22 protein-coding genes and 1 pseudogene are annotated in these 22122 nt (G+C 66.6%); 9 read left to right on the top strand and 14 right to left on the bottom strand.

What is annotated here, in order from left to right:
- The first annotated feature begins 196 nt into the window (after window positions 1–196).
- On the top strand, window positions 197–2401 hold the full coding sequence (locus tag BJ964_RS49070; RefSeq protein ID WP_188120317.1) for a galactose oxidase-like domain-containing protein: 2205 nt from the start codon (window positions 197–199) through the stop codon (window positions 2399–2401).
- A gap of 64 nt (window positions 2402–2465) precedes the next feature.
- Here the strand turns inward: BJ964_RS49070 and BJ964_RS09380 are convergent, their stop codons facing one another.
- The 5 genes from BJ964_RS09380 to BJ964_RS09400 all read right to left on the bottom strand — a co-directional run bounded on the left by BJ964_RS09380 (window position 2466) and on the right by BJ964_RS09400 (window position 7163).
- Window positions 2466–2951: a hypothetical protein gene (locus tag BJ964_RS09380; protein ID WP_188120318.1), complete on the bottom strand. Its 486-nt coding sequence runs from the start codon at window positions 2949–2951 to the stop codon at window positions 2466–2468.
- 62 nt (window positions 2952–3013) lie between these two features.
- The gene (locus tag BJ964_RS09385; protein ID WP_188120319.1) at window positions 3014–3424 is read right to left on the bottom strand and encodes an SSI family serine proteinase inhibitor; all 411 of its coding nucleotides are present in this window, start codon (window positions 3422–3424) and stop codon (window positions 3014–3016) included.
- 214 nt (window positions 3425–3638) lie between these two features.
- On the bottom strand, window positions 3639–4229 hold the full coding sequence (locus tag BJ964_RS09390; RefSeq protein WP_188120320.1) for a TetR/AcrR family transcriptional regulator: 591 nt from the start codon (window positions 4227–4229) through the stop codon (window positions 3639–3641).
- A 10-nt stretch (window positions 4230–4239) separates the two neighbouring features.
- Window positions 4240–6381 (bottom strand): YhgE/Pip domain-containing protein, encoded by a 2142-nt coding sequence (locus tag BJ964_RS09395; protein ID WP_188120321.1) that lies wholly within the window; start codon window positions 6379–6381, stop codon window positions 4240–4242.
- Window positions 6381–7163, bottom strand: coding sequence for an ATP-binding cassette domain-containing protein (locus BJ964_RS09400; protein ID WP_203832526.1), 783 nt, complete (start codon window positions 7161–7163; stop codon window positions 6381–6383). The genes BJ964_RS09395 and BJ964_RS09400 overlap by 1 nt, the downstream gene beginning before the upstream one ends.
- Window positions 7164–7374: 211 nt before the next feature.
- Here BJ964_RS09400 and BJ964_RS09405 point away from each other — a divergent pair, with 211 nt between their 5' ends.
- Window positions 7375–7878 (top strand): hypothetical protein, encoded by a 504-nt coding sequence (locus tag BJ964_RS09405; protein WP_188120322.1) that lies wholly within the window; start codon window positions 7375–7377, stop codon window positions 7876–7878.
- Window positions 7879–8024: 146 nt separating this feature from the next.
- Here BJ964_RS09405 and BJ964_RS09410 read toward each other — a convergent pair whose 3' ends face one another.
- Window positions 8025–8570, bottom strand: coding sequence for a TetR/AcrR family transcriptional regulator (locus BJ964_RS09410; RefSeq protein ID WP_188120323.1), 546 nt, complete (start codon window positions 8568–8570; stop codon window positions 8025–8027).
- On the bottom strand, window positions 8570–9412 hold the full coding sequence (locus tag BJ964_RS09415) for an alpha/beta fold hydrolase (protein ID WP_188120324.1): 843 nt from the start codon (window positions 9410–9412) through the stop codon (window positions 8570–8572). The genes BJ964_RS09410 and BJ964_RS09415 overlap by 1 nt, the downstream gene beginning before the upstream one ends.
- 267 nt (window positions 9413–9679) lie before the next feature.
- Here BJ964_RS09415 and BJ964_RS09420 point away from each other — a divergent pair, with 267 nt between their 5' ends.
- The 5 genes and pseudogenes from BJ964_RS09420 (at window position 9680) to ltrA (ending at window position 14936) form a co-directional block, all read left to right on the top strand.
- A complete protein-coding gene (locus BJ964_RS09420; protein ID WP_188120325.1) occupies window positions 9680–10915 on the top strand; it encodes a TolB family protein in 1236 nt (411 codons plus the stop codon).
- 36 nt (window positions 10916–10951) lie between these two features.
- A complete protein-coding gene (locus BJ964_RS09425; protein WP_188120326.1) occupies window positions 10952–11158 on the top strand; it encodes a hypothetical protein in 207 nt (68 codons plus the stop codon).
- Window positions 11159–11301: 143 nt separating this feature from the next.
- Window positions 11302–11928 carry a hypothetical protein gene (locus BJ964_RS09430; RefSeq protein ID WP_188120327.1) on the top strand — a complete coding sequence of 209 codons (627 nt, stop codon included), beginning with the start codon at window positions 11302–11304 and terminating at the stop codon, window positions 11926–11928.
- A gap of 89 nt (window positions 11929–12017) precedes the next feature.
- A pseudogene (locus BJ964_RS09435) lies at window positions 12018–12695 on the top strand (IS6 family transposase); the annotation flags it as partial.
- A 921-nt stretch (window positions 12696–13616) separates the two neighbouring features.
- On the top strand, window positions 13617–14936 hold the full coding sequence (ltrA, locus tag BJ964_RS09440) for a group II intron reverse transcriptase/maturase (RefSeq protein WP_229807486.1): 1320 nt from the start codon (window positions 13617–13619) through the stop codon (window positions 14934–14936).
- Window positions 14937–16034: 1098 nt separating this feature from the next.
- Here ltrA and BJ964_RS09445 read toward each other — a convergent pair.
- From BJ964_RS09445 to BJ964_RS09460, 4 genes are read right to left on the bottom strand one after another with little or no spacing between them, the layout of a single operon-like run.
- The gene (locus BJ964_RS09445; protein WP_188120329.1) at window positions 16035–16820 is read right to left on the bottom strand and encodes a phosphotransferase; all 786 of its coding nucleotides are present in this window, start codon (window positions 16818–16820) and stop codon (window positions 16035–16037) included.
- Between the two features lie 16 nt (window positions 16821–16836).
- Window positions 16837–17313: a glycine-rich domain-containing protein gene (locus BJ964_RS09450; RefSeq protein ID WP_188120330.1), complete on the bottom strand. Its 477-nt coding sequence runs from the start codon at window positions 17311–17313 to the stop codon at window positions 16837–16839.
- A gap of 58 nt (window positions 17314–17371) precedes the next feature.
- Window positions 17372–18322, bottom strand: coding sequence for a JmjC domain-containing protein (locus tag BJ964_RS09455; RefSeq protein ID WP_188120331.1), 951 nt, complete (start codon window positions 18320–18322; stop codon window positions 17372–17374).
- Window positions 18323–18348: 26 nt separating this feature from the next.
- Window positions 18349–18606, bottom strand: coding sequence for a hypothetical protein (locus tag BJ964_RS09460; RefSeq protein ID WP_188120332.1), 258 nt, complete (start codon window positions 18604–18606; stop codon window positions 18349–18351).
- 826 nt (window positions 18607–19432) lie between these two features.
- Between BJ964_RS09460 and BJ964_RS49505 the strand changes: the two genes are divergently transcribed.
- Both BJ964_RS49505 and BJ964_RS09470 read left to right on the top strand, forming a co-directional pair.
- Window positions 19433–20668, top strand: a complete 1236-nt coding sequence (locus BJ964_RS49505; protein ID WP_407650838.1) for a helix-turn-helix domain-containing protein — start codon at window positions 19433–19435, stop codon at window positions 20666–20668.
- Window positions 20665–21222, top strand: a complete 558-nt coding sequence (locus BJ964_RS09470) for a GNAT family N-acetyltransferase (protein WP_188120334.1) — start codon at window positions 20665–20667, stop codon at window positions 21220–21222. Before BJ964_RS49505 ends, BJ964_RS09470 begins: the two co-directional genes overlap by 4 nt.
- 78 nt (window positions 21223–21300) lie before the next feature.
- Here the strand turns inward: BJ964_RS09470 and BJ964_RS09475 are convergent, their stop codons facing one another.
- From BJ964_RS09475 to BJ964_RS09485, 3 genes are read right to left on the bottom strand one after another with little or no spacing between them, the layout of a single operon-like run.
- Window positions 21301–21642, bottom strand: coding sequence for a hypothetical protein (locus tag BJ964_RS09475; RefSeq protein ID WP_188120335.1), 342 nt, complete (start codon window positions 21640–21642; stop codon window positions 21301–21303).
- Window positions 21606–21863 carry a GAS domain-containing protein gene (locus BJ964_RS09480; protein ID WP_188120336.1) on the bottom strand — a complete coding sequence of 86 codons (258 nt, stop codon included), beginning with the start codon at window positions 21861–21863 and terminating at the stop codon, window positions 21606–21608. The genes BJ964_RS09475 and BJ964_RS09480 overlap by 37 nt, the downstream gene beginning before the upstream one ends.
- Window positions 21860–22111 carry a hypothetical protein gene (locus BJ964_RS09485; RefSeq protein ID WP_188120337.1) on the bottom strand — a complete coding sequence of 84 codons (252 nt, stop codon included), beginning with the start codon at window positions 22109–22111 and terminating at the stop codon, window positions 21860–21862. The genes BJ964_RS09480 and BJ964_RS09485 overlap by 4 nt, the downstream gene beginning before the upstream one ends.
- Window positions 22112–22122: the final 11 nt, after the last annotated feature.

Consider the following 22122-nt stretch of genomic DNA (forward strand, 5'->3'; position numbering starts at 1 on the left):
TCGACCGCACCTGCACCAAGTGACACCGGGGCCCGGTGGGCGAGAGCCCACCGGGCCCCCTCCTGTTGCCTCGCACATCGATGATCGTACGATCGACCGGCATCGTATCGACGTCCGATGCAGGGAACTCGCGACGGGAGCGGGAATGGTTCGTGGAGTGTCGGGTCTCGGTCGACGGCTGATGGCGGGAGCCACGGTGACGGCCGCGGTCGCCGGAGGAATGGCGCTGTCGGCGGGCACCGCGCAGTCGGTCGAGCAGGACCACACGGCTCACCAGGCGCTCGCCGCCATGGCCGGGGCAACCCAGGTGACCGTCGGATCCGGCCGGATCGCCCTGAACCAGCCCGCCGACCCCTACCTCGGCAAGATCCTCCCGGGGTCGAACGCCCACGTCACCGGCATGTACTCGTCGCAGGTCGCCTGGCCGCTGGTCGGCATCCACATGGCGCTGCTGCCCAACGGTCACGTGGTCGGCTACGGGACCCCGCCGGGCGAGGCGAGGCAGGGCGGCTTCTCCTACGACGACTGGAACCCGGCCACCGGGGTCGGCGCCGACGCGCACCGGCAGACAGCGTCCATGCATTCGTACGACGCCTTCTGCAACTCGCTGGAGCGGCTGCCCGACGGCCGGCTGCTGATGGTGGGCGGCAACTCCACGACCGCGACCATGATCTACAACCCGGCCACCGGCGGGCAGACGATGGGCGCCCAGCTCAACCGCCAGCGGTGGTACGCCACGGTGCTGCGCCTGCCCGACGACCGGATGCTGACCCTCGGCGGCGGCAACTCCTACAACGTCGACGCCTTCCAGAAACCGAACGACAACACGACCGTCGCCACCACCCCCGAGATCAGCAACGGGACCGGGGCGTGGACCAGGCTGACCGGCGCGGACAACACGGTGGCGTTCGGCGCGCGGGACAACCGCTGGTGGTACCCGCGAGCGTACGTCGCGCCGGACGGCAAGGTCTTCGGCGTCTCGTACAACCAGATGTGGAAACTCGACCCGTCCGGTACGGGCAAGGTCACCTCGCTGGGCACGCTGCCCGTGGCGATCGGCGTCTCCGGCTCCTCGGTGATGTACGCGCCCGGCAAGCTGCTGTTCGCCGGCGGCGGCCAGTACAACAACGGCAGCAACCAGGTCGCCACCAACCGGGCCACCGTCGTCGACATCAACGGCGCGACCCCGAGGACCGCCGAGACCAGCGCGATGCGGCTCGCCCGTAACTGGCTCAACCTGACGGTCCTGCCCAACGGCGAGGTGCTCTCCAACGGTGGCACCCGGGTCGGCACACAGTCAGGCGCGGCGAACTCCACCTACGACTCGGAGATCTGGAACCCGGTCACCGGTAGGTGGCGGGACGCCGCCAAGGCGCAGCGGATCCGCAGCTACCACTCCACCGCGGTGCTGATGCCGAGCGGTTCGGTGCTGACCGCGGGTGGCGGGGTGCCCGGCCCGGAGGACAACTTCAACGCCGAGATCTACTACCCGCCGTACCTGTTCACCAAGGGCACCGACGGACGGGTGCGCTGGGCGAACCGGCCGCAGATCACCGGCATCAGCGGCTCGCTGGCCTACGGCGGCAAGGTGTCGCTCGGCCTCTCCGACAGCCGCAAGCTGTCGTCGCTGTCGCTGATCCGGGCCACCAGCGTCACCCACTCCTACAACACCGACCAGCGTCGCGTGCCCCTGTCGTTCCGTCAGCTCGGCAACACCGTGACCGCGACGATGCCGGCCAACGCGAACCTGCTGCCGCCCGGCGCGTACCTGCTGTCCGGTGTGGACAGCAACGGTGTGCCGACTCCGGCGCAGTTGGTCACGGTCAAGAGGTCCGGCGCGGGCACGGTCACCGTCTACGAGAAGGACCGCACTGCCGCCGACTCCGCCGGCCCGAGCGTGAAGGTGCGCTTCCCGGTCACCGATGGTTACATCAAGGCGGGCCAGAGTCTCCGTGTCGACGCCAGTGACGCCAACCGGATCACCAGCACCGAGCTGCTGATCAACGGCAAGCGCCAGCCCTCGCTGCGCTGGGACCCGACGGCCGGGAACGGTACGGCGACGATGACCGTCCGTGTCTACGACTCCCTGAACAACGTCACGGTCGTCTCCAGGAAAGTGGTCGTCGACAACACCGGACCGACGCTGCGGATCACCAGCGCGCCGTCGAACAACAGCAAGCTGCGCGCCGAGGTGACCATCACGGCCACCGCCGCGGACAAGTCCGGCATCAACCGGGTCGAGCTGCTGATCGACGGCAAGGTGGTCGCCATCGACAAGAAGGCCGCTTACCGGCTGGTCCTGGACCCGAAGAAGTACGGCAAGACGTTCATCATGCGTCTCCGGGCGTACGACCGCGCCGGAAACGTGATCTACAGCGCGAAGCGCACCTACCGCCGCTGACCGATAGATCTTCGGACGGCCCGGACCCGCCAACATGCGGGACCGGGCCGTTTCATCGTTCAGATCAGCGGTACGCCCGGGGCTGGTCCACGGACGTCTTCCATGGCGCCTGTTCGTCGCCCTGTCCGCCCGCGAGCAGGGTTGACTGGATGACGTCGAGGAGGACCTGCGGGGTGCCGACGGTGTTCTCGACCGTCGTCACCGTCTTGACCGTGTTGTCGCTGTAGCGCACCACGACCGTGTAGGTGAACCGGTCACAGCAGGGGTCGGCCGGCAGGTACGCCGACCGAAGGACGCGGAACCGGCGGCTCGCCGTCGTGGTCAGCACCTCGGCCGCGTAGCGATTCGTGGTGGCGCGGTCGACGGTGAAGTATTCGACCCGGCCCGTCAGGCCGCCCGAGCGTCTCATCAGAACCGACTCCGTCCGCGGCTCGTCGGAGGCGGCGACCGCCGGTGACGGCACGGTGGTGTCGGCTACGGTCAACAGCGCCACCAGGACGAGGACGGCTGGAATGCGGCGCCGGAGCAGGCGAGCGATCAAATAGTTCATCTGGTTCTCCATCTTTTCATGTCATCGTCACAAGAATACGAATAATGACTCGACGGAGTCGTTCAGATGTCGAATACGCTGCCGGTGGCGCGCAACAGAAGGCAATTGTTACTGAAGACCTCGCGGTACGACGTCATTCTTCCGGCCCAGAGCCCGACAGCGGTGGCAACCACCGGACGATATTCCCGCGTGCAGATTCCGTCGGCGTCCGGCAGAGCGTGAAAATCGCCGTCGACGGCGCGCAGTTCCTGGCACGCCGCCGCGGCCGACCGGTGGCTTCCGCCATCGACGTCGCAGTACAGCAGTGCGGTCCGGCTGAGCTGTTCGGGCTCGTCAACGAACTGGACGCTGACCAGGAGGGCGGTGCTCGGCCGGTTGTCGTGCGCTGTCGCCGGCGCCGGCACCGCGACAGCCGCAGCGGTCACCGCACACAATGACGCGATCGTGACGCCGAATCGACGCAACAATTTCATTTTTCCTCCTCGTGGAAGGGGTCGACGCGATCTCAATGCGTTCTCGTGGAACCGCACTCTCGGATCGCTTGCAGTGGTCACCGCAAAGCTAATTGCGGCACCCGGGCGAGTCAACCACCGAGGAATTGATCCAAGACTATTTTCCTCCTCCCCGGAGGGGTGCTGCGGCGCACCGGACTACCAAATGGTGCGCCGCCACCACCGAAATCTACGCCTACGCCACCCGGCGCACGATCGCCAGCAGCGATTCCTCGACATCTTCGATCGCCCGGTCGGGCTGGAACATCAGCCAGTCGACGGCCACCACGAGCCCCACCCCGAAGAGGGCCGCCGACGCCACCCGCACGTCCAGCTCGGCCGGGAGATCACCGGAGTCGACGCCCTCCTGCACGGTCCGCGCGATCACCCCGATCGCCTGCTCGCGCAGGAGGATCAGGGTCTGCTGCCACTCCCGGTTGGTACGCCACATCTCGGAGAGCAGCAGCTGAGCGAACGCCTGATACCGCCGGATGTACTCCAGCTGGGCCCGGATCAGCGCACGCAGCGCCTCCCTCGGCGGCAACCCCTCCACCGCCAGCCGGAACTGCTCGGTGAGCAGGCCCACCCCGTGCCGCAGCAGCTCCTCGAAGAGATCCGTCTTCGACTTGAAGTTGTAGTAGACGGTCCCCTTCGCCACCTTCGCCCGTAGCGCGATGTCGTCCACGGTGGTAGCCGAAAAGCCCTGCTCGGCGATGAGTTCGACAGCGGCCTCGTACAGCCGCTGCCGGGTGTCCTCGCGTCGCCGGGTCCGCCCGTCCGTCTCCACGAGTAGAACCCTAGAGGACCAGTTCCTGGTGCAGGTCCGCAGTGCGCATCCGGCGTTTGCGGGCGGCCAGCAGCACGGTCAGCAGCAGCGCGGCGACACCGAAGGCGGCCAGGACCAGCGCGTCGTGTGTCACGATCGTGGCAGTGCCTCCGTCGATGGCATGCCGGATCGCCTCGACCACGTACGTCATCGGCAGCAGCGGATGGACGGCCTGGAAGAAGCCCGGTGACGTCTGTACCGGATAGGTCCCCCCGGACGAGGTGAGCTGCAACATCAGCAGCGCCAGCGCCATGACCCGGCCGGCCGGTCCCAGTGCCGCGCCGATCAGCTGCATGATCCCGGCGAAGACCGCGGCCGTGCCGAACATCAGTGCCAGGGTCGCTCCGGCGTGCACCGGCGTGAGCCCGAGCACGAGGTGCACCACGGCGTAGAGCAGGCCGGCCTGGACGGCGCCCATCACCACGCCGGGGAGCAGTCCCGCGAGGGCCACCCGCAGCGGTGGTGCGCCGGACATCAGGTAGCGCCGGTTCAGCGGCCGCAACAGCATGTAGTTGATCATTGCTCCGACCCAGAGTGCCAGGGCCAGGAAGTACGGCGCGAATCCGACCCCGTAGGTGCCGGCCGGATGCCGCACGTCACGGTCCAGCGAGACCGGGTCGGCGAGCACGTCGGCCCGGTGGGCGGTGTCGTCGTAGCCGGGAATCTCGGCGGCGCCGTCGGCCAGCCCGTCAGCCAGCCGACCCGCCCCGCTGCGCAGATCACCGAGACCGGTGGCCAGTTCGTGACCGCCCTTGGACAGTTTCGTCAGGCCACCGTCCAACTGCCGGGCCCCGCTCGCCAGCCGGAAGATGCCGCCGCGCAGCTCGGTCGCACCCTTCGCGGCCTCGGCGTTGCCGGCGCTGACCTTCCCCGCACCGGCCGCCAGTTCGTCCATGCCGTCGGCGAGCCGGTTCACCTGGGCCCGGGCCTTCGTGATGTCGGCCGCCAGATGCGGAGCGTTCTTCGCCAGGTCGCGCGCCATGTCGGCCACCTCCCGGAGGCGGCGCCGCAACTCGCCCGAACCCACCGCGTCGATCTTGCGTTGCACCTGCTCGGCGTCGCTCACCAACCGGTCGGCGAGGGCTTGCGCGTCGGCCAGCCCGGGTGTCTCACTCGGCAAACCGTCGAGGTAATCACGCAGCTCGCGGGCTCGGGTGACGGCCCGGTCCGAGGCTTCCTCGATGTCCCCGACGTGGTTCGCGAGCTTGTCGGCGCCCTGGGCCACCAGCTTCGCCCCGGCTTCGATCTCCTTCGCGTTCTCCTTCAGGAACGGGCCGTACCTGTCGGCCGCCGAGTCGACCTTGTCGGCCAGATCCCGGGTGCCGCGCGCCGCCTCGGCGGTGCCGGACGCCACCTGTGCCGAGCCGGTCTTCAACTGTTGCAGACCGTCGGCCAGACCGTCCACGCCGGAGCCGGCCTCGCGCAGCCCGGAAGCCAGCCGCCCCGCGCCGTCGTCCGCCGAGTCCAGGCGGTTCGCCAGCTCTCCCGCACCGGATGTGGCCTTCCGGGCGCCGTCACGCAGATCGGCGGCGCCGTTCGCGGCCTTGCCGGTCTCCTCCTTCAGATCGGTGAATCCGATCAGCATCCGGTCGAAGTACCCGGCCGACGCGCTCGCCGACGCGGCCGCCCGGACCTCGTCGAAAGCGGTGCGGGCGAAGACCCCGGAGAGGTAGTTGGTGGCGTCGTCGCTGACCGCTCTCAGCTGGGCGTTCCGCGGTTCTCTGTCCGACTCCGGTGCGGCCGCCAGAGAGGCGGAGAAGTCCGCGGGTATGCGGAGTCCGATCTGGTATCTGCCGTCTCGCAGGCCCTCCTCGGCGTCCTGCGCGTTCACCACGTGCCAGTCGAAGATCTGCCGTTCCACCAGCTCGTCGGCGAGATCCTTCCCGGCGTGCACGGTTTCCCCCTCGGAGGTGCGCGCCGGCTGATCCTCCACCACCAGCGCCGCCGGAATGTGGTTCAGCCGACCGTAGGGGTCCCAGAACGCGAACAGGTACAACGCCCCGTACAGCAACGGAACCACCGCGAGAACCGCCAGCGCCGCGGCCGTCAGCCGTCCGCGCAGAAATCTCCGCAGCTCCATCGCGGCCAGCGACAGCGTCGGAAAACCCCGCATCACACCTCTTCCTCGACATCCTCGGACGCGGTCCCGGCGGACGGTCGCCGCACATCCTCCGGGCGCTCCGGTGGTTCCTCTTCCAAATCCCTCCGGGGTACGGGTGACCCGGCCCCCGCGGCCCCCACGGACTCCGCCTCCACCAGCCGCACCTCGGCGAAGGCCCCGGCGGTCGAGGTGACCAGCGGGCGGCCCGGGGTGCCGGTGCGGGGATCGTCGAGGAGCACCACATGGTTCACGAGGGCCGCGTCGATCTCCCGGGCCGTGACCAGCACCGCGGCCCCGCCGGCGGCGATCTCGGCGAGCAGCCTCCAGAGAGCGTCCTGCTCCGCGCGGTCGAGCCCGGCGTCGACGCCGTCGAGTGCGATCATCGCCGGGTCGGTCAGCATGGCCAGGGCCAGCCCGAGAAGGTGCCGCTGGTAGGGCGACAGATCCCGCCCCCGCAGGCCCGGATCGAGGCCGTACAGCGGGACCGTGGCGGCCGCGCGTCGAGGGCGGCCGAGCAGTGCCAGTCGCTCTTTGACATGGTCCCGGACCGTGAAGACGGGTTCGGGCTCCTCCACGCCGGGCACGTGAGCGAGCGCCGCCGTACCCCCGATCTCGATTCTTCCGGTGGTGAGCCGGAGCCGTCGCGCCAGTGCGAGCAGGGTGCTGGTTCGGCCGCTGCCCGGTGGACCGATCACCGCGACGGTCTCGCCGGCGTCGACCCGCAGGTCGAGATCGCGGACGAGCCAGCGGCGATGGTGCCGCACCCCCGCCCTGCTCGCGGTGAGCACCGACATGGCGACTCCTTTTTTAGACTGACCAGTCAGTCTAAAAACATACTTACCGCAGGCCCTCCGGGAGCACCGACGTGGTCGATGTCACGGATGGGACGGACAGGCTCGAATCGCAGCGCTCGAAACGCGCGCCGATTCATCGCGCCGCAACGGTATCGTTCTATGCTGTCGTGTCCGTGCGGCATCGAGACCGCCGGATCCCTGGGGAGGGTCCATGGCACGTCCCAACCGGCTCACGACCATCGGGCTGGCGCTGCTCACCACCTCGGTCGCCGTCGGCCTGACCGCCGCGCCGGCCCAGGCCGCCACCACGGGCGTCGTCTCCGTGTACAAGACCACGAAGGTGCGATACAAGGCCGCGACCGGCAAGCAGAACAAGATCGTGATCACCCGCGCGGGGAACACCATCACCGTCGACGACGTGGTCACCCTCAAGCCCGGCGCCGGCTGCAAGAAGGTCGAAGGCGACACCACACGGGTACGTTGCACCACCGCAGCGGCGCCCACCCGGATCACGGTGTACAGCTACGACCGCAACGACTCGATCGTGAACGACACCGACGTACCGATGTCGGCGGACAGCGGCACCGGCAGCGACCGTCTCTACGGCGGCTCCCGCGGCGACCACCTGTACAGCGCCGACGGCGCGGACCGGCTGGAACGGTCGCCAACATCCGATCACCCACGGATCGCCCGCGATCGCCATCACCCTGCGTAAAGTCATCGCCAATGACGCCCGTCAGAGCGAAGTACACAGGCCGGACGGCCGGGACGCCCCGCGAGCGATTCGGCCGGATCCGACACAGGATCACCGTCGAATCACTACGGCCGTCATTACCCAGCACGGGTCGAAGCATCTGACCCTTAGAGGCGGTCGAGAAACTCGGCCACCGCCCGGCGTACCCGGGGGTCCGCGACCCCGGCGGGTAGCTCCAGCAGCGCCGCCTCGGCCACTAGGGCGATGAAAAGACGAGCACAGGTACGCGGCTCGCGCCAGCCCATTGCCACGAAATGTGGTTCGGTCAGCCCCGCGACCAACTCGTTGCGCGCCCCGATCTCCGCCTGGATCAGCGGTTCGATCCGTGCCTCCAGCAGCAGCGCCTTGACCGCGCGCTCGGTCAGGCAGCCGTCGAGGTAGGCGAGCGCGCCCGACAACAGTGCGGCGCGACCTGGAGGCTGGTCCCCGACAGCGTCCCGCATGCCGCCGAGGCTGCGCTCGTGAAACAGTTGGTGCAGGGCCAGCAGGTATTCGGCCCGCCCGGCAAAGTGCACATAGAACGTACCTTTGGCGACGCCGGCTTCGGCGGTGATGGCGTTGATACTCCATCCCTGCAGGCCCTTTCCGGCCAAGCGCAGCCCGGCCGCCAGCAGCGCCGCCCGTTTGCCCCCGGGATCGCGTACCCGGGCCATCAGAGTCCCCACCCGCCGCCGGGCGCCTGCTCCGTTGACTTGGCTCGGCGCGGGGGACGATCCGCCGGGACGACCGCGCCGTGTTCGGCGCGGTCGAGGAACGGCTGCACCTCGGCGAGAAACGTCGCCGGATCCTCGGCGAACGGCACATGCCCGGTGTCGAACGTGACAGTACGGGCCTGCGGCAGACTACGGGCGACCTCGGCTCGGGCCCGGGCGCCGAAGATCGGGTCGTACCGTCCCCACGCGACCAGCGTGGGCGCGGTGATCTGGTTGGCCACCGCCCGGAGGTCGAAGTCGGGATCGCGGAAGTTGCGCCAGATCGCCGCGTCGACCACCGCGCGCACGTCGCCACGGCGATAGGTCGCCCGCTCGATGATCTGTCGGGTCAGCGGTGTACGCCGGTGCAGGTAAGCGGACGCGAAGTGGCGGTTGATCAGCCGGGTCACACCGGGCCGTCCCCGGAGCCCGATGAACAGCCGGTCGGCCACACCGAAGACGGGGAATCCGCCGGGGCTGACGAGCACGAGCGACCGGACCCGGTGCGGTGCGTCGATGGCCAGGCGGGCCGCCGCGTAGCCGCCGATCGAGTTGCCGATGAGGTGCGCCGCGGGCAGGTTCAGCCGCTCCACGAGGGCGGCCAGCTCGGCCGCGAACCCGCTCGCGCTGGCGCTGCTCGGCGGCTCCGGCGCGGGTGTGCGCCCGGAACCAGGCCAGTCCACCGCGATCACCCGGTGGCGGCCGCTCAATGCCGGGATGACGTCGGCGTAGTCGCGACTGTCGTGCCCGTTGGCGGACAGCAGCACGACCGGGGTGCCGGAGCCTTGATCACTGAAGTGCATCTATGCAATAGTGACTGACCGGTCGGTCATTAGCAAGGACACGGGCCGTCCCGCAGCGGTGTTGAGGTCCTCGGCGTCGCACAGACATTGACCGATCATCGCGTGCAGCCTGGTGATACCCGCGACACCCTCGAGTGCTCGTCTGCCGGCGGCTACCCACCCACCGGGAGTTTGCCGGATGGCCCACTCCCAGAACCCATTAGGATCAATGTGCGCAATTCGCTCGCCACACATAGGCGCCTGCTCGCCTTAGGCCTCGGTAGCGTCATGGCCGCTACGGTGACCTCCGCGGCCCACGCCGCCGAGCCGTCGCCGGACACTTCACCGAGTGCCGTTTCGATAACGTCCGATGGGCATACCGGAAACAAGGGTTCAGGCCACGCGTCGGCCAGCGACGACGGCCGATATGTCGCGTTCAACTCCCCGTCGACTGATCTCGTGCCCGGTGACGTGAACGACAATACGGATATCTTCCTGCGCGACCGCCAGACCGGCACGACCACCCTGGTGTCGGTCGCGGCGGATGGCACCCAGGGAAATGCCGGCTCCTACGGTCCCACCATCAGCGGTGACGGCCGGTATGTCGCCTACTACACCGAATCGTCGAACCTCGTCCCCGGCGACGACAACGGCAGCGCCTCCGACGTCCTCGTGTACGACAGGCAGACCGGCACCACCACGCTGGTTTCGGCGGGCCCGGACCACACCAGCGGCAACAGCTCCTCCGACCAGCCGGTGATCAGCGCGGACGGCCGCCACATCGCGTTCTTCTCCACCGCGTCCGACCTCGGTCCCCAGGTCGGCAACCGCCCGAGCATCCAGGTTTACCTGTACGACCTGGAGGATCAGCACATTTCCCTGGTCTCACAGGACGCTGCCGGAAACGTGGCCAACAGGCCGACCACGGACCTGGACATCAGCTCGGACGGCCGGTACGTCACCTACACCTCCTGGGCAACGAACCTGGCGGGCGGCCGCCCCGACGATTTCGGCCGGGACCTCTACCTGTACGACCGGGATTCCGCCAGCAGCAACCGTCTGGTCACCTCTGCCTACAGCTCGTCAATCAGCGCTGAAGGCCGCTACATCGCATTCGAGTCCGTCGGCACCGGCATCCTCCCGGCGCCCCTCAATAACCTTGGTGTCTTCCTGCTCGACCGGACGACCGGGACCAGGACGCTCGTCTCGGCTGCCCACGACGGCACCGAGCCGAACAAGCCTGCATTGGGTGCGGTGATCAGCGCCGACGGCCGGTATGTCAGCTACTACACGTCGGCCAAAAACATGGTCGCCGACGGTAGCGGATGGCTGACCGGCGTCTACCTGTACGACGGGCAGAACCGAACCACCACGCGAATCTCGGGCGGCACCGACACCAGCCAGGCCCTCTGGCCTACCTTCAGCCGGGACGGAAGCCACCTCGCCTTTGCCTCCAGCGACCCGAATCTCGTTCCCAACGACGCCAACAACACACTGGATATTTTCATCAGCCGTCTCGGCTGAACGTCGAACGCCGGACCGGCAACGGAGTCGCTGTGGGTGAGCAGGTCGTCGACGACGGAGCTCACCGTCAAGGCTGCGTTCGGTGGCGACTGGGACGGAATCGGAGTGAAAGCCTCGGCCGAGGCCCAGCAGAAGAACAACAGCACGCACAAGAAGACCTACATCCCGAGCGCGACTGGCGCGAAGATCTGCGGGCAGAACGGCAACCCGACTGCGACCGAAAAGGTACTCGAGGTCTCGTAGCCTGGTCGGACGTCCACGGCGCCGTTGGTTGCAGGAGATCATCCTTGCAGCCAACGGCGCTGTTGCGGGCGCAGGGAAGTTGACTTCACGGGAATCGCGGCGACCCTACCGCATCGGCTCAGAGATACACGCGGGAACGAAAGTTGGCATTGAAAATCAAACGCGCGCTGGCGGTGGCCCTCCTTGCGGCCGTCGCCGTTGCGGTTGCCATTGTGGTGGGGAACCGTCAGAAGCCTCATCCCGTCAAGGTCGCATACGCCACGCCCGGTAACGAATTGGACACGGCAAAAATGCTGCCGTACGGGTGGTCGGGATCAAAATCGGTAGGAACGCGATTCACCGACGGGCTCAACTATCTGCAGATCTCGCCGGATATCGAGGGCCCTATCGAGATCGTCTCCGTTACGCCACTACTGGACAACGAAGCAACCATACGTGTCGTCGGAGTGCTGGCCCGGGTCGTGCCGGACATGCTCCCCGCGGGTCACCAGTCAGGCTGGTTCCAGCAGGACCAGGGGTTCCCGCCGGCGAGCCCTGACAACTCCGGCGGCCGGGACCCCCGTGGCCTGGTGGTTCAGAACCCCGGACATCGTGACGATCTGACCGTTGAATTCCAGATCGGGTTCGAGGTCGTCGGCGATGGAAAGTCCAGCAAAAACGGTGTCGAAGTCGTCTACCGGCACGAGGGGGAGACGAAGCGTTTCGTCATTCCAAGCTACTTGTCGATTTGCGCGCCCATCTCGGTGAAGTGCTCACCGGAGGACAAATAGTCCGGCACCGGTATTACAGCGGCTCTGTTGCGTTGAGCGATCGGGTGTCCGTGGTGGGGCCTCGCCAAGCATTCAGGCACAGTTGATCGGTGAGGCCGTCAGCCCGGTCGCGTTCGTGGTCTGCGCCGTCGTCGGCGTTCTCCGGATTCCGGTTTCCGCCGGAGGTGATCGTGGTGGCGGTGCGCTGGTACCTGCGCTACAACCTGTCCTACCGCGACGTCGAGGAACTGCTCGCCGAGCGCGGTGTCGAGGTCGATCACGTCACGATGTATCGATGGGTGCAGCGGTTCACGCCGTTGCTGGCTGACGCGGCCCGGTTCACCCGCCGCGCTCCGGGCGACCGCTGGTTCGTGGATGAAACATATGTCAAGGCCAACGGTGTCTGGCGGTACGTGTACCGGGCTGTCGACCAGCATGGCCAGGTCATCGACGTGCTGGTGTCAGCCCGCCGGGACGCTGCCGCGGCTCGCCGGTTCTTCACTCGCGCCCTGAAGGCGTTGAAGGTGGTGCCGGTCGAGGTGGTGACCGACGCCGCCGCCGTCTACCCGGCCGTGCTCGCCGACCTGGTCCCAGCAGCGTGGCATCACGTCGAGCAGTATGCGAACAACCCGGTCGAAGCCGATCACAGCCAGCTCAAACACCGGCTCCGGCCGATGCGCGGCTTACGGACCGACCGGACCGCCCAGACCGTGATCGCCGGACATGCCTTCGTGCAGAACCTGCGCCGCGGACACTACGAGATCGCCACCGAAACCTCACCCCGGCTACACCAATCCACTATGGATCGACAGCGGTCCGACACGCGATCGCCATGCGATCACCACGGTCCCACCAGGTGGGATTCTGGGCGGCGAAAACGGGAAGAAGAAACGCCGTGGCCTGCGTTTCCGCAGGTCACGGCGTTGTTCGCCTGGTGCGCCCGAAGGGACTCGAACCCCTAACCTTCTGATCCGGTGCGCCGTGAGGCGCTGTTGTTCGAGTGGAGGTGAAAGGCCGCCACCGTCTTCCTGTCGCAGCAGGTGGGCGTAGCTGAGGGCAGCCTGGTCCGGGTGGTGCCGGATCGGGTGGAAGCGGCCCTGACAAAGCCGGGGCGTGCCAGCACTGCCAGATGGTGCGGGTCCGGCGAGCGAGACGAAGAGGAGTACGCGAGGAACCGGCGATATTACGTCCCTTAATGGGTTACCGGCTCAAAACCTGGTGGATCAGGGCCGGATGACGGTGGTTCTCCGAGCGCGTCATGCGGGCTGGGGAGCTTCCGGGCTGGATTGGATTGCTGGTCCGGGAGGCGGTGGGGAAGGTCTGCGGCGTACCCATCGCGAGGGCCGTCAGGGGCAAAGTCGGGCTCCTCCTTCGACGAACGAGCAGCAGTGAACATGGGAACCACCCGGCCGCGATTCCCGAGCCGTCCGCGTCCAGCGGGCCGGTCCGGGATAGGCGCACCGACCGTCGAACGGGTCGGGTGGGGCGGAGCCGCCGTAGTACTCCGAGCTGGGGAAAGCCCGGCGCATGGGGAAGGGCGGCAGCGGTTACGCGAAGGGATGGATGCTGTAATGCCGCAAGACGCGCCGCCGAACGGCGACGCCCGACCGGACGTGAGTCCGGTTGATCGGGTAGCGGAGATACAGGCCAAACTTCATCGTTGGGCGGCGGCCGATACCGGCCGCCGGTTTGATGACCTGTTCAACCTCGTGCACGACCCGGCGACGCTGATCATGGCGTTCCACCGGGTCGCTGGTAACCGGGGAGCCCGCACTCCCGGCGTCGACGGCCTGACCGTCGACCACGTCGAGCAGTACGTGGGCGTCCCCGGGTTCCTGACCGACCTGCGTGCCCAGTTGAAGGCGGGCACCTTCCGGCCGCTGCCGGTTCGGGAACGCAAGATCCCGAAGCCTGGCGGGTCGGGCAAGGTCCGCAAGCTCGGTATTCCGACCGTGGCGGACCGGGTCGTGCAGGCGGCGTTGAAGCTGGTGCTGGAACCGATCTTCGAGGCCGGTTTCGAGCCGGTCTCCTACGGGTTCCGGCCCAAGCGGCGAGCCCAGGACGCGATCGCCGACATCCACCAATTCGGCACCAACGGGTACCGGTGGGTGCTCGACGCGGACATCGAAGCGTGCTTCGACTCCATCGACCACACCGCGTTGATGGACCGCGTCCGAGCCAGGGTGAAAGACAAACGCGTGCTGACGCTGGTGAAGGCGTTCCTCAAAGCCGGGATCCTCACCGAACTCGGTGACCGGCGGAACACCCACACCGGCACGCCGCAGGGCGGCATCCTGTCTCCGCTGCTGGCCAACATCGCTTTGTCCGTGCTCGACGAGCATTTGACGGCGCCGTGGAAGCCGGGCGGGACAATGTCGACCAGCGGACGCCGTAACTACCGGCGCAGCCGGGGGTTACCGACGTGGCGGCTGGTCCGTTACGCCGACGACTTCGTGGTCCTGGTCCACGGAACCCAGGACCACACGGCCGCGTTGCGCGAGGACGTCGCCGCAGTGCTCGCTCCGATGGGTCTGCGCCTGTCGCCGGCCAAGACGCGGATCGTGCACCTGAGCGACGGGTTCGACTTCCTCGGCTTTCACATCCAGTGGCAGCGCAAGCGAGGCTCGAACCGCTGGCATGTGTATACGTTCATCGCCGCCCGGCCGATCCGGTCGCTGAAGGCGAAGATCCGAGCACTGACCCGCAGGACATCACAACAGGACCTGAGATCCGTGCTGACCAGGCTCAACCAGGTCACGCACGGCTGGGCCAACTACTTCCGGCACGCCGTCGCCAAGCACACCTTCCACACCCTGGACCGGTTCGCCTGGCAACGGCTGATCACGATGCTCATGCACCGACACCGCTGGAACTGGAAGGCCGTCCGCAAGCAGTTCACCACGCCGACCGGCAGGTGGCTGCCCATCACCGCGGACGGGACCGCGCACCAGCCGATCGCGGCCACCCCGGTGACCCGCTACCGGCAACGCACGATCCCCAACCCTTGGCCCACACCCGACAACGCCTGACGACAGCAACCGTGGAGAGCCCGTTGCGCGGAGACGCGCACGGCGGGTTCGGCGAGCGGCCTGGAGAAACGGACCAGCGGCAACGCGGCACCGCGCTCCAGGCCGACTCAACTAGGTGATCTTCGATATAGATACCCAAGGCCACCGAAGATCTCCGATGCCCCCTGACCTGCGGATGTGCCCCCACAGACCCCTCCGTGACCTTGGGTATCCCTACCGGTTTCAGCTACCGTTTCCGCTACCACGCACAGGCCCAGCGGCGGCCAAATTCTCGGCCCTACCGCCCCCCATCCTCACGCAGCCTTGCCCCGCTGTCCGTCCATGTAGCCACGGAGATAGACAACGGCCTCATTGCCGGCGAGGTGAAAGAGCGGTGGCACGCCGTCCGTGTCACACGTTGCAGCGTCACGCATGCCGGCTGCCTTGCTCGCAGCACCTCGCTCAGCGCGAGCCTTATGCGCCGACCACAGCAACGCCAGCCCGGCAGCCGCCCCAGCGGCGACAGCCGCGCTGAGGATTATGCGAGACACCAAGATTTCGCTACGCGCGCTCACGAACTTCCTCCCCGTGCGACCGACGCACCACGTCACATGTTGATCATGATACGTGACCGCGTGCTGATCTTGCTGCACTTTAAGCTCGATATTAGAACACATGTTCGAGCAAGAAGCTCGCTAGGTCATCGGAGATTCACGGAGAGTCACAGTTCAATGAACGTTCGAGAGACCCGGCTCGGCAGGAACCACGGGGGGCCAAATCCCCGCCGAGCCGGGTGGTCAGGCAACGTCGGCACCTAGTTCCTCAGCCGCTTAGCGGCAACAGGCGACTCCAAGACCGGACGTCTCAGTCATAGTCGCTCCGTGACAACTCGGGCCTTCCACTCGCCCCGGCGGTGTCGCTCCAGTTGCAGCAGGAACCCAACCGCCTGTGCCTCGTTCTGGTGTGTCCCGATCGTGCGCTCAGGTGGCGCGTCGGGTAGCCATGACTGCCACCATCCGTTCTGATGGCCGGGGATCCGGGCGACGTAACCGATGAACGACTCGCGCTCGCCCGGGACGGGTGTCCGGTGCATCATCGTTGCCCTTCGCGATGCCATCGTTAGGCGTTCTCTGACGTACGGCGGCAGGTCGACCACTGGCCGGTCCAGTCCGCTAGGTCGCGCATCCACCCTGCGGCGCTCTGTCGCGACTTGAGCGCCCACTTTTCGGCATTCTTCGTCGCGAAGTCGTCAAGGACCGAGGGGTTTACCGTGCCCCATGCCGACTGCCGGGCCAGCCACTTCTCAGCCTGTTCCGCCGTGTGGCCACTACCGATCAGCCACGGGACGAGCATGGCCAGTTCGACCCACGGCGCGGCCTTGGTCGCCATCGCCCAGTCGACGATCCGCAGGCCGCGCGGCGTGACGATAAGGTTGGCCGGGCCAAGATCGGTGTGAATGAGAGTGTCGCCGTCCATCGCCGGGTGCTCGAACCCGAGCCGCCCTTTCGGACCGAACAGCCCCACATCCGGCGCACGCGTGTTGCCCAGCGTCGCAAGCGCTTCGTCGAGAAGATCCAGGTCGGGACTTTCCGGAGACAGGTCAGCGTGTGGGCCACTGCAATGCTCGAACCCTACGACCAGCCAGCCGGCCTCCTCGAAGTGCCACTTGACCGCGGGCGAGTGAGACCCGCTGACGGCCTCACTCACCCGCAGCTCGAAGCGCAGTGACCGGACGCCGAAGTCGATGTGGGCAGCCTTGACGAACACCTGCCCGTTCGCCCCGGTGACGGTGACGGCTATTTCCGCGTGATCACCGGTCACGGCCGGGACGGCGTGGGATCCGCCGACCCGGTCGGCTACCTCCTTCGTTACAGCTTCGGGCAACGCGGTCCAGTCAATGCGCATCGATCAGTTAGCCCTTTCAGATGCCCGGATTCGGCGGGCAGCAGGACTTCGCCTCGCCGTCCCAGAACTCGGGGTCGATGTAGTAGCCGGTCGCCTGGAGAGCCCGGCGGGTGTACTCCATGGAGGAGCCGTCCGCCATGCCTTCGGTCAGGATCGGCACGTGGTGCACGAAGCCTCCCGCGATCTGCTCGCAGGCGGCGGCGTACGGCTCGGTGTGTTGCAGCGACGCATGCCAGGCCGCGTCAACCGGCTCGGTCGGGACGACGCGGTAGGACCGGCCGCCGGGCAGCAGCCGGCCGAAGTCGGGGTCGTGCTGCGAGTCGGCGTGCGCCTTGAGCATGAGCAGCATCTGTCCGACGGCCCGCCGGGCGTAGGTCTTGGTGACCTCCTGCACGGCGGCGAAGTGTAGGGCGAGCTTGTCGAAGGTCACCGGGTCGACGAGGGCTTGCGGGTCCTTGTCGGCCTGGACCGGCAGTTCGGTCGTGAGGGTCACGACTCCTCCTTGGGGGTGTATGGATCGCCGACGCCTAATGCGCCGGTGAAATCCCGGATCAACGGGTCGATTGGTGCTGGTTGATCTGACTCGGCGCGTGGGAGATGTAGTCCACGTTCGGTTCGGTGCGTGCGGCCTGGAGCAGCTCGACGGCAAGGGCGCTGACGTCGGCGCCGGCCAGCCAGTCTGTGAGCAGGTCTCGCGCCTCGGCGATTTGTTCGGCGAAGGCGACGGGGTCGACGACGCTGCTGGGCGGGATCACACGCCGTAGCGGGGTCGAGGTGAGCGCGGCCTGGGCCAGCTTTCCGGCGATCCAGTAGCCGGTGCGCTCGCGGGCCACGAAGGTCACGTGGACGCTTTCCTCGGTCTGGTTACGCGCGTGCGGGTTGTGCATCCAGCCGCGCGGGAGCACCAAAATCTGACCAGGACCGAGCTCGAACTCGAAATCGGGTCGCATCGACTTCATGCGATCGAGGACGTCGCTGCCCGGCGAGGTGTTGGACGCGAAGTGCTCGCGGTGCGGTTCCTCGACCCCGGGCTCCCAGATCTGCCAGGTCTTGTACCCGGTGAGTTGGTAGACGGAACCCATGTTCTGGTCCCAGTGGTGATGCAGACCTTGCCCGCCCGCCGGGGTGACGAAGCCGGTGGCGTACGTGCCGTATCCGGTCTCGTTCTGGATCGCCGCGCAGATTGCGTGCACCTCGGGACACCAGCGGTGGAGGTTGCGCAGTTGGATGGTGTAGCCCCGGCCGCGCCACTTCGCGACCTTGCCGGGGTCGAGGTAGCCGTCCGTCGTGTAGGCCCGGGAATGCAGCGCTGTCCCGTCCTTGATCACGATGAGCTGCTCAGCGGGTGCGGTACCGGTGTCGAGATAACTGTTGATGAGTTCCGCGTTGACGATGCTGGGAAGGCGGCTGCCGTCGGGCGGTGTGTGAAGCGCCGGCTTCGCCGGCCAGGCGGCCATCATGTCGCTGACCGTGGCCTCGTCGAACAGCATCGATAGGGACATTCCATCCTCCGGGGGTGTGGGAGTCGTTAGTTCCGGGGCGGGATGCTCTGCTTCCGATTGGCAGTCCTGGCATTCGCCGCTGTGACGCTGTCGAGCACGAGATCTTCGACCGCGACCTCCATGTCGTCAGGATCTAGCTCCAGGACAGCGCGGCCCTCGTGCAGGTTGATCCAGCCGATCTTGACCAATGTGCTGCCGACTCTGACCACGACCGGTACGTCGAAGGCGTCGAGCAGCAGGCCGAGCAGCCCGAGCCCGCTCTTCGACGGCGATTCCTTGGTCATGCCGCAAGCCCCGGCGCGTCAATCCAACCGAGGAACCGCTCGTAGAGGTCGGGCGGCGTTCTGCGTCCCGCGGCCCAGTCGTCGACCGCCTCGATCATGTAGGACCCGAGCAAGACCACCAGTCCGCGAGGGAACCTCTGATACTGCTCGGCGAGCTCAACCTTCGCGACTGCGCAGGGCCACGGCCAGCCGCAAACCTTGCAGTTCCAAGTAGGGCGCTCGCCCTGATGATCCGTACGCGGAACGAGCATCACGCGCCTCCTCGCGCACGTCGCTCTTGCGCCGGAGTGAGCGAGCCAGCCCGGCCGACCTGGTACAGCGGTCTGGTGTTCCCATTCCAAGCCGGAGTAGCCAACGGAGGTTCGCTAGCCGATGTCTGAACTCGGTGCTCCTCGCGCTGCCGGGCCGCAGCCATCCATTCCTCGATGCACGGCCACGGCAGGCCACATACGCAGCGCTGCCGACGCAAGGGCCACCACCACCTGCGCTTCCTCTTGCGATGCTGCATTGCGCCTCCTACGGTTGCCAGCCGGTAGGGTCGCGCCGGGGAGTTGAGCGCAGCGGCGAGAGTGTGACCGACGGCGTTGCGGACAGTTTCAACGTGGCGTGCGGTGGTGAGGCATCGCTTGATGCCTCACCTGTCACGCCTTGGCGACGGCAGTACGACGGGCGACGATCTTGTGACGCCCTGTTGTCAGTCTTGAGGGGACTCGGCTGGCGTTCCAGGTGTTGCCAGTTGGCAACTCTTGCCTTGACAACACCTGGCGTGTGATCCGGATGATGGGCTGTGGCCGAAAGCGAATCGTTCAAGGACGCGTTGCGCCGAATGCGAGGGGCGCGTGGCCTCTCGCTTCGAGAGTTGTCTCGCATCGCACCGCTTGACCCGGGCCACTTGAGCAAGATCGAGAATGGGCATCGCACTCCGACTGCCGACGTCGCCAAGGCCCTCGATCGAGCCCTCCAGGCCAGGGGCGAACTGGTAACACTTGCTCACCTCGAAAGGTCAGCACGTGCACGGCAAGCGGTACCGTTTGATCCCATGAGACGCCGAAGTCTTCTCGCGTTGGGGGTAACGGCAACCGCCATCGCTAGCGCTGGGCCTGCAAACAAACCTCACGGGCCAAAGATCGGTATCGCGGACGCCAGGGAGCTCCAAGACACCGCCGCATGGCTATATGGCCTTGACTATCAGCATGGCGGAGCGACCCTTTGGCGCGCAGCTAAGGCCGCAGCACAAGACGGCCATGACATGCTGGAAAATGGCATATATGGCGAGGTTGTTGAACGGCAGATCATTAAGGGAACAAGCCGGCTTCAAATGTGTGCGGGATGGCTAGCGTTCGACGCTGGGAGGCACGATTTAGCTCGATCATGCTACACGGAGGCACTTGCCCTAGCTCGCCAAGTCGGCGACGCAGAGGTTGAGATTCACGCTCTTTCAAATCTAGCCTTTCAGGCCAACGTACTTGGCCGCCCACGCGAGGCAATGCGTTTCGTTGAGGGCGCGATACGCGCCGAGTCGGCGCCACATGACCAAGCTCGCCTTCCGGCAATTCCCCACCTCCGGCGCTCGGTTGCTTTGTCCCTTAGCAATGACAGAACCGGGCACGAAAAGGCAATGGGGGCAGCAAGAAAGATCCTTGATAGGGACCACGACAAGCCTGCCGAGGAGTGGTGTTCCTTTCTCAGCCCGGCGGAGCTTGACGGCGTCGAAGGGACCTGTCTAGTTGAGCTGGGACAACCGAAGCGAGCCGGAATTCTACTAGAATGTGCCATTCGAGCGCTGGATCAGAACTATGCCCGCAATAGGGCCTTGTATCGCGCGAGATTGGCACGCGCGCGTCTTGACTCCAAACTTGTTGACGGGGCAGTAGAGGCGGCGGACGCCGCCCTAGACGATCTCGATAACCAGGTTGCAAGCTGGCGGGTTGAAAGCGAGCTAGCTGCCGTTGCGACGCGGTTGGCAAGGTTTCCGCACGATGGCCCAGCCAAAGATTTCTTGGATCGATACCACTCCAGGAGTCAAGAGTTCGATCCAGTTCGACGAGAAAGGCGGCCATGAGCTCATCCGCAGAAATAGCCATATCAACCCTGCAATCTCCGGATTTGGAGAAGCATCGGGACCCCTTAATCGACGTCTACGAAGAGGTCTATCGCGAGAAACTTGAAGACCCGTTCTTTTCTACATCGAGGTACTGGGAGAGACTTCAAGGCTACGCATCCCGACAGGGTTTCGCCGTCTCAATTGGCGAGGTTGACAACGCCCCCATCGGCTATGCACTCGGTTACACGCTCCCCGCCGGAAGCGGATGGTGGCGAGGGCTCAAATCTGACGTCAGCGAAGACGACCTTCGTGAGGACGGACACCGAACGTTTGCGTTGACAGAAATAATGGTACGAGAGTCTTGGCGACGTCGCGGCTTCGCGCGTCGACTACACGACGACCTGTTAACGAGCCGACAAGAGGAGCGGGCAACCCTTTTGGTCCTCCCGGACAACACCCCCGCAACAACGGCATATGCGTCCTGGGGATGGCATAAGCTAAGCGAGCTGAAGCCTTTTGACGACTCGCCAACCTACGACGCGATGATCATTTCACTGCCGATCGCGCGCTAAGCATCGACGACCGCGGCGGGATAAATGCAAAAAGGCGGCCGGCCCTGTAGAGGGCCGGCCGCCTTTGCGTAGTTGTGGTTACAGCTTATAAACGGGCTGCCCGGTGGGCACCCCGAGCGAGAGCAGGAATCGGCCGACCGCCCGAGCGAACCGGGCGGGGCCGCCGTCGCCGGTGACCTGTTCGAGTGCGCGGCCGGTCTCGTACACGAGGTAGCCGAGCGTGAGGCCGAGCGCGAGGGTGATTTCGGTGGCGGTGGGTCGATAGCTGGTCGCCGATTCGACGGCGTTGAGGACCGGCGCGCCGTGGATGAGGGCGAGCGCGGCGAGGTGGCCGACGGCCATGGGCCAGAGGGTACGCAGTCGGGCGGCGAGCCGGTCGGTGATCACGCCGGACGGCTGCGGGAAGGCGGGTAGGGACACGGGCGGTTCTCCTCGTTGTGTGGGGCTGGCCGGTCAGTCCGGTGGGCGGTGAGTTGCTGGCCGGCTTGGGTGAGTTGGTTGGTGCGTTCGTCGAGCTGGGCGCGGACGCGAGCGAGTTCGGTGAGCGCGGTGTCTCGTTCGGCGATGACTCGGGCGAGTTCGGCGGTGCGGTTGCGTAGTGCTTCGTCGAGCGCCGCGACCTTGGTTTCGAGTGCGCTCACTTGGCCGTCAGCCGGGACACTTCGGCTTCCAGCCGTTCGACGATGCGTGAGTAGATCCGTTCGGTGATTTCGTCGGCTTGGGCCTCGTTGAGCTCCGCCCCGGCCTTACGTTGGCGGCGCCCGACCAGCACGCCGGCGAGCGCGAGCGCGGCCGGCCGACGGTGCTGATCAGGTCGCCGCTCCGACCTGTACGGGTTGACGGTGAGGGCGATGTTTCGCGGCGGCGAGTGCGCCGTCGTCGACGCCACCGATCCATCCG

The sequence above is a fragment of the Actinoplanes lobatus genome (genome assembly GCF_014205215.1).
Classification (GTDB): domain Bacteria; phylum Actinomycetota; class Actinomycetes; order Mycobacteriales; family Micromonosporaceae; genus Actinoplanes; species Actinoplanes lobatus.

Excerpts from the sequence above, each read along its gene's own strand:
- BJ964_RS09380 (WP_188120318.1), bottom strand. The coding sequence starts at position 2,951 with ATGAACTATTTGATCGCTCGCCTGCTCCGGCGCCGCATTCCAGCCGTC.
- BJ964_RS09385 (WP_188120319.1), bottom strand. The coding sequence starts at position 3,424 with ATGAAATTGTTGCGTCGATTCGGCGTCACGATCGCGTCATTGTGTGCG.
- BJ964_RS09395 (WP_188120321.1), bottom strand. The coding sequence starts at position 6,381 with ATGCGGGGTTTTCCGACGCTGTCGCTGGCCGCGATGGAGCTGCGGAGA.
- BJ964_RS09400 (WP_203832526.1), bottom strand. The coding sequence starts at position 7,163 with ATGTCGGTGCTCACCGCGAGCAGGGCGGGGGTGCGGCACCATCGCCGC.
- BJ964_RS09405 (WP_188120322.1), top strand. The coding sequence starts at position 7,375 with ATGGCACGTCCCAACCGGCTCACGACCATCGGGCTGGCGCTGCTCACC.
- BJ964_RS09410 (WP_188120323.1), bottom strand. The coding sequence starts at position 8,570 with ATGGCCCGGGTACGCGATCCCGGGGGCAAACGGGCGGCGCTGCTGGCG.
- BJ964_RS09415 (WP_188120324.1), bottom strand. The coding sequence starts at position 9,412 with ATGCACTTCAGTGATCAAGGCTCCGGCACCCCGGTCGTGCTGCTGTCC.
- BJ964_RS09420 (WP_188120325.1), top strand. The coding sequence starts at position 9,680 with ATGGCCGCTACGGTGACCTCCGCGGCCCACGCCGCCGAGCCGTCGCCG.
- BJ964_RS09445 (WP_188120329.1), bottom strand. The coding sequence starts at position 16,820 with ATGCGCATTGACTGGACCGCGTTGCCCGAAGCTGTAACGAAGGAGGTA.
- BJ964_RS09455 (WP_188120331.1), bottom strand. The coding sequence starts at position 18,322 with ATGTCCCTATCGATGCTGTTCGACGAGGCCACGGTCAGCGACATGATG.
- BJ964_RS09460 (WP_188120332.1), bottom strand. The coding sequence starts at position 18,606 with ATGACCAAGGAATCGCCGTCGAAGAGCGGGCTCGGGCTGCTCGGCCTG.
- BJ964_RS49505 (WP_407650838.1), top strand. The coding sequence starts at position 19,433 with ATGCGAGGGGCGCGTGGCCTCTCGCTTCGAGAGTTGTCTCGCATCGCA.
- BJ964_RS09470 (WP_188120334.1), top strand. The coding sequence starts at position 20,665 with ATGAGCTCATCCGCAGAAATAGCCATATCAACCCTGCAATCTCCGGAT.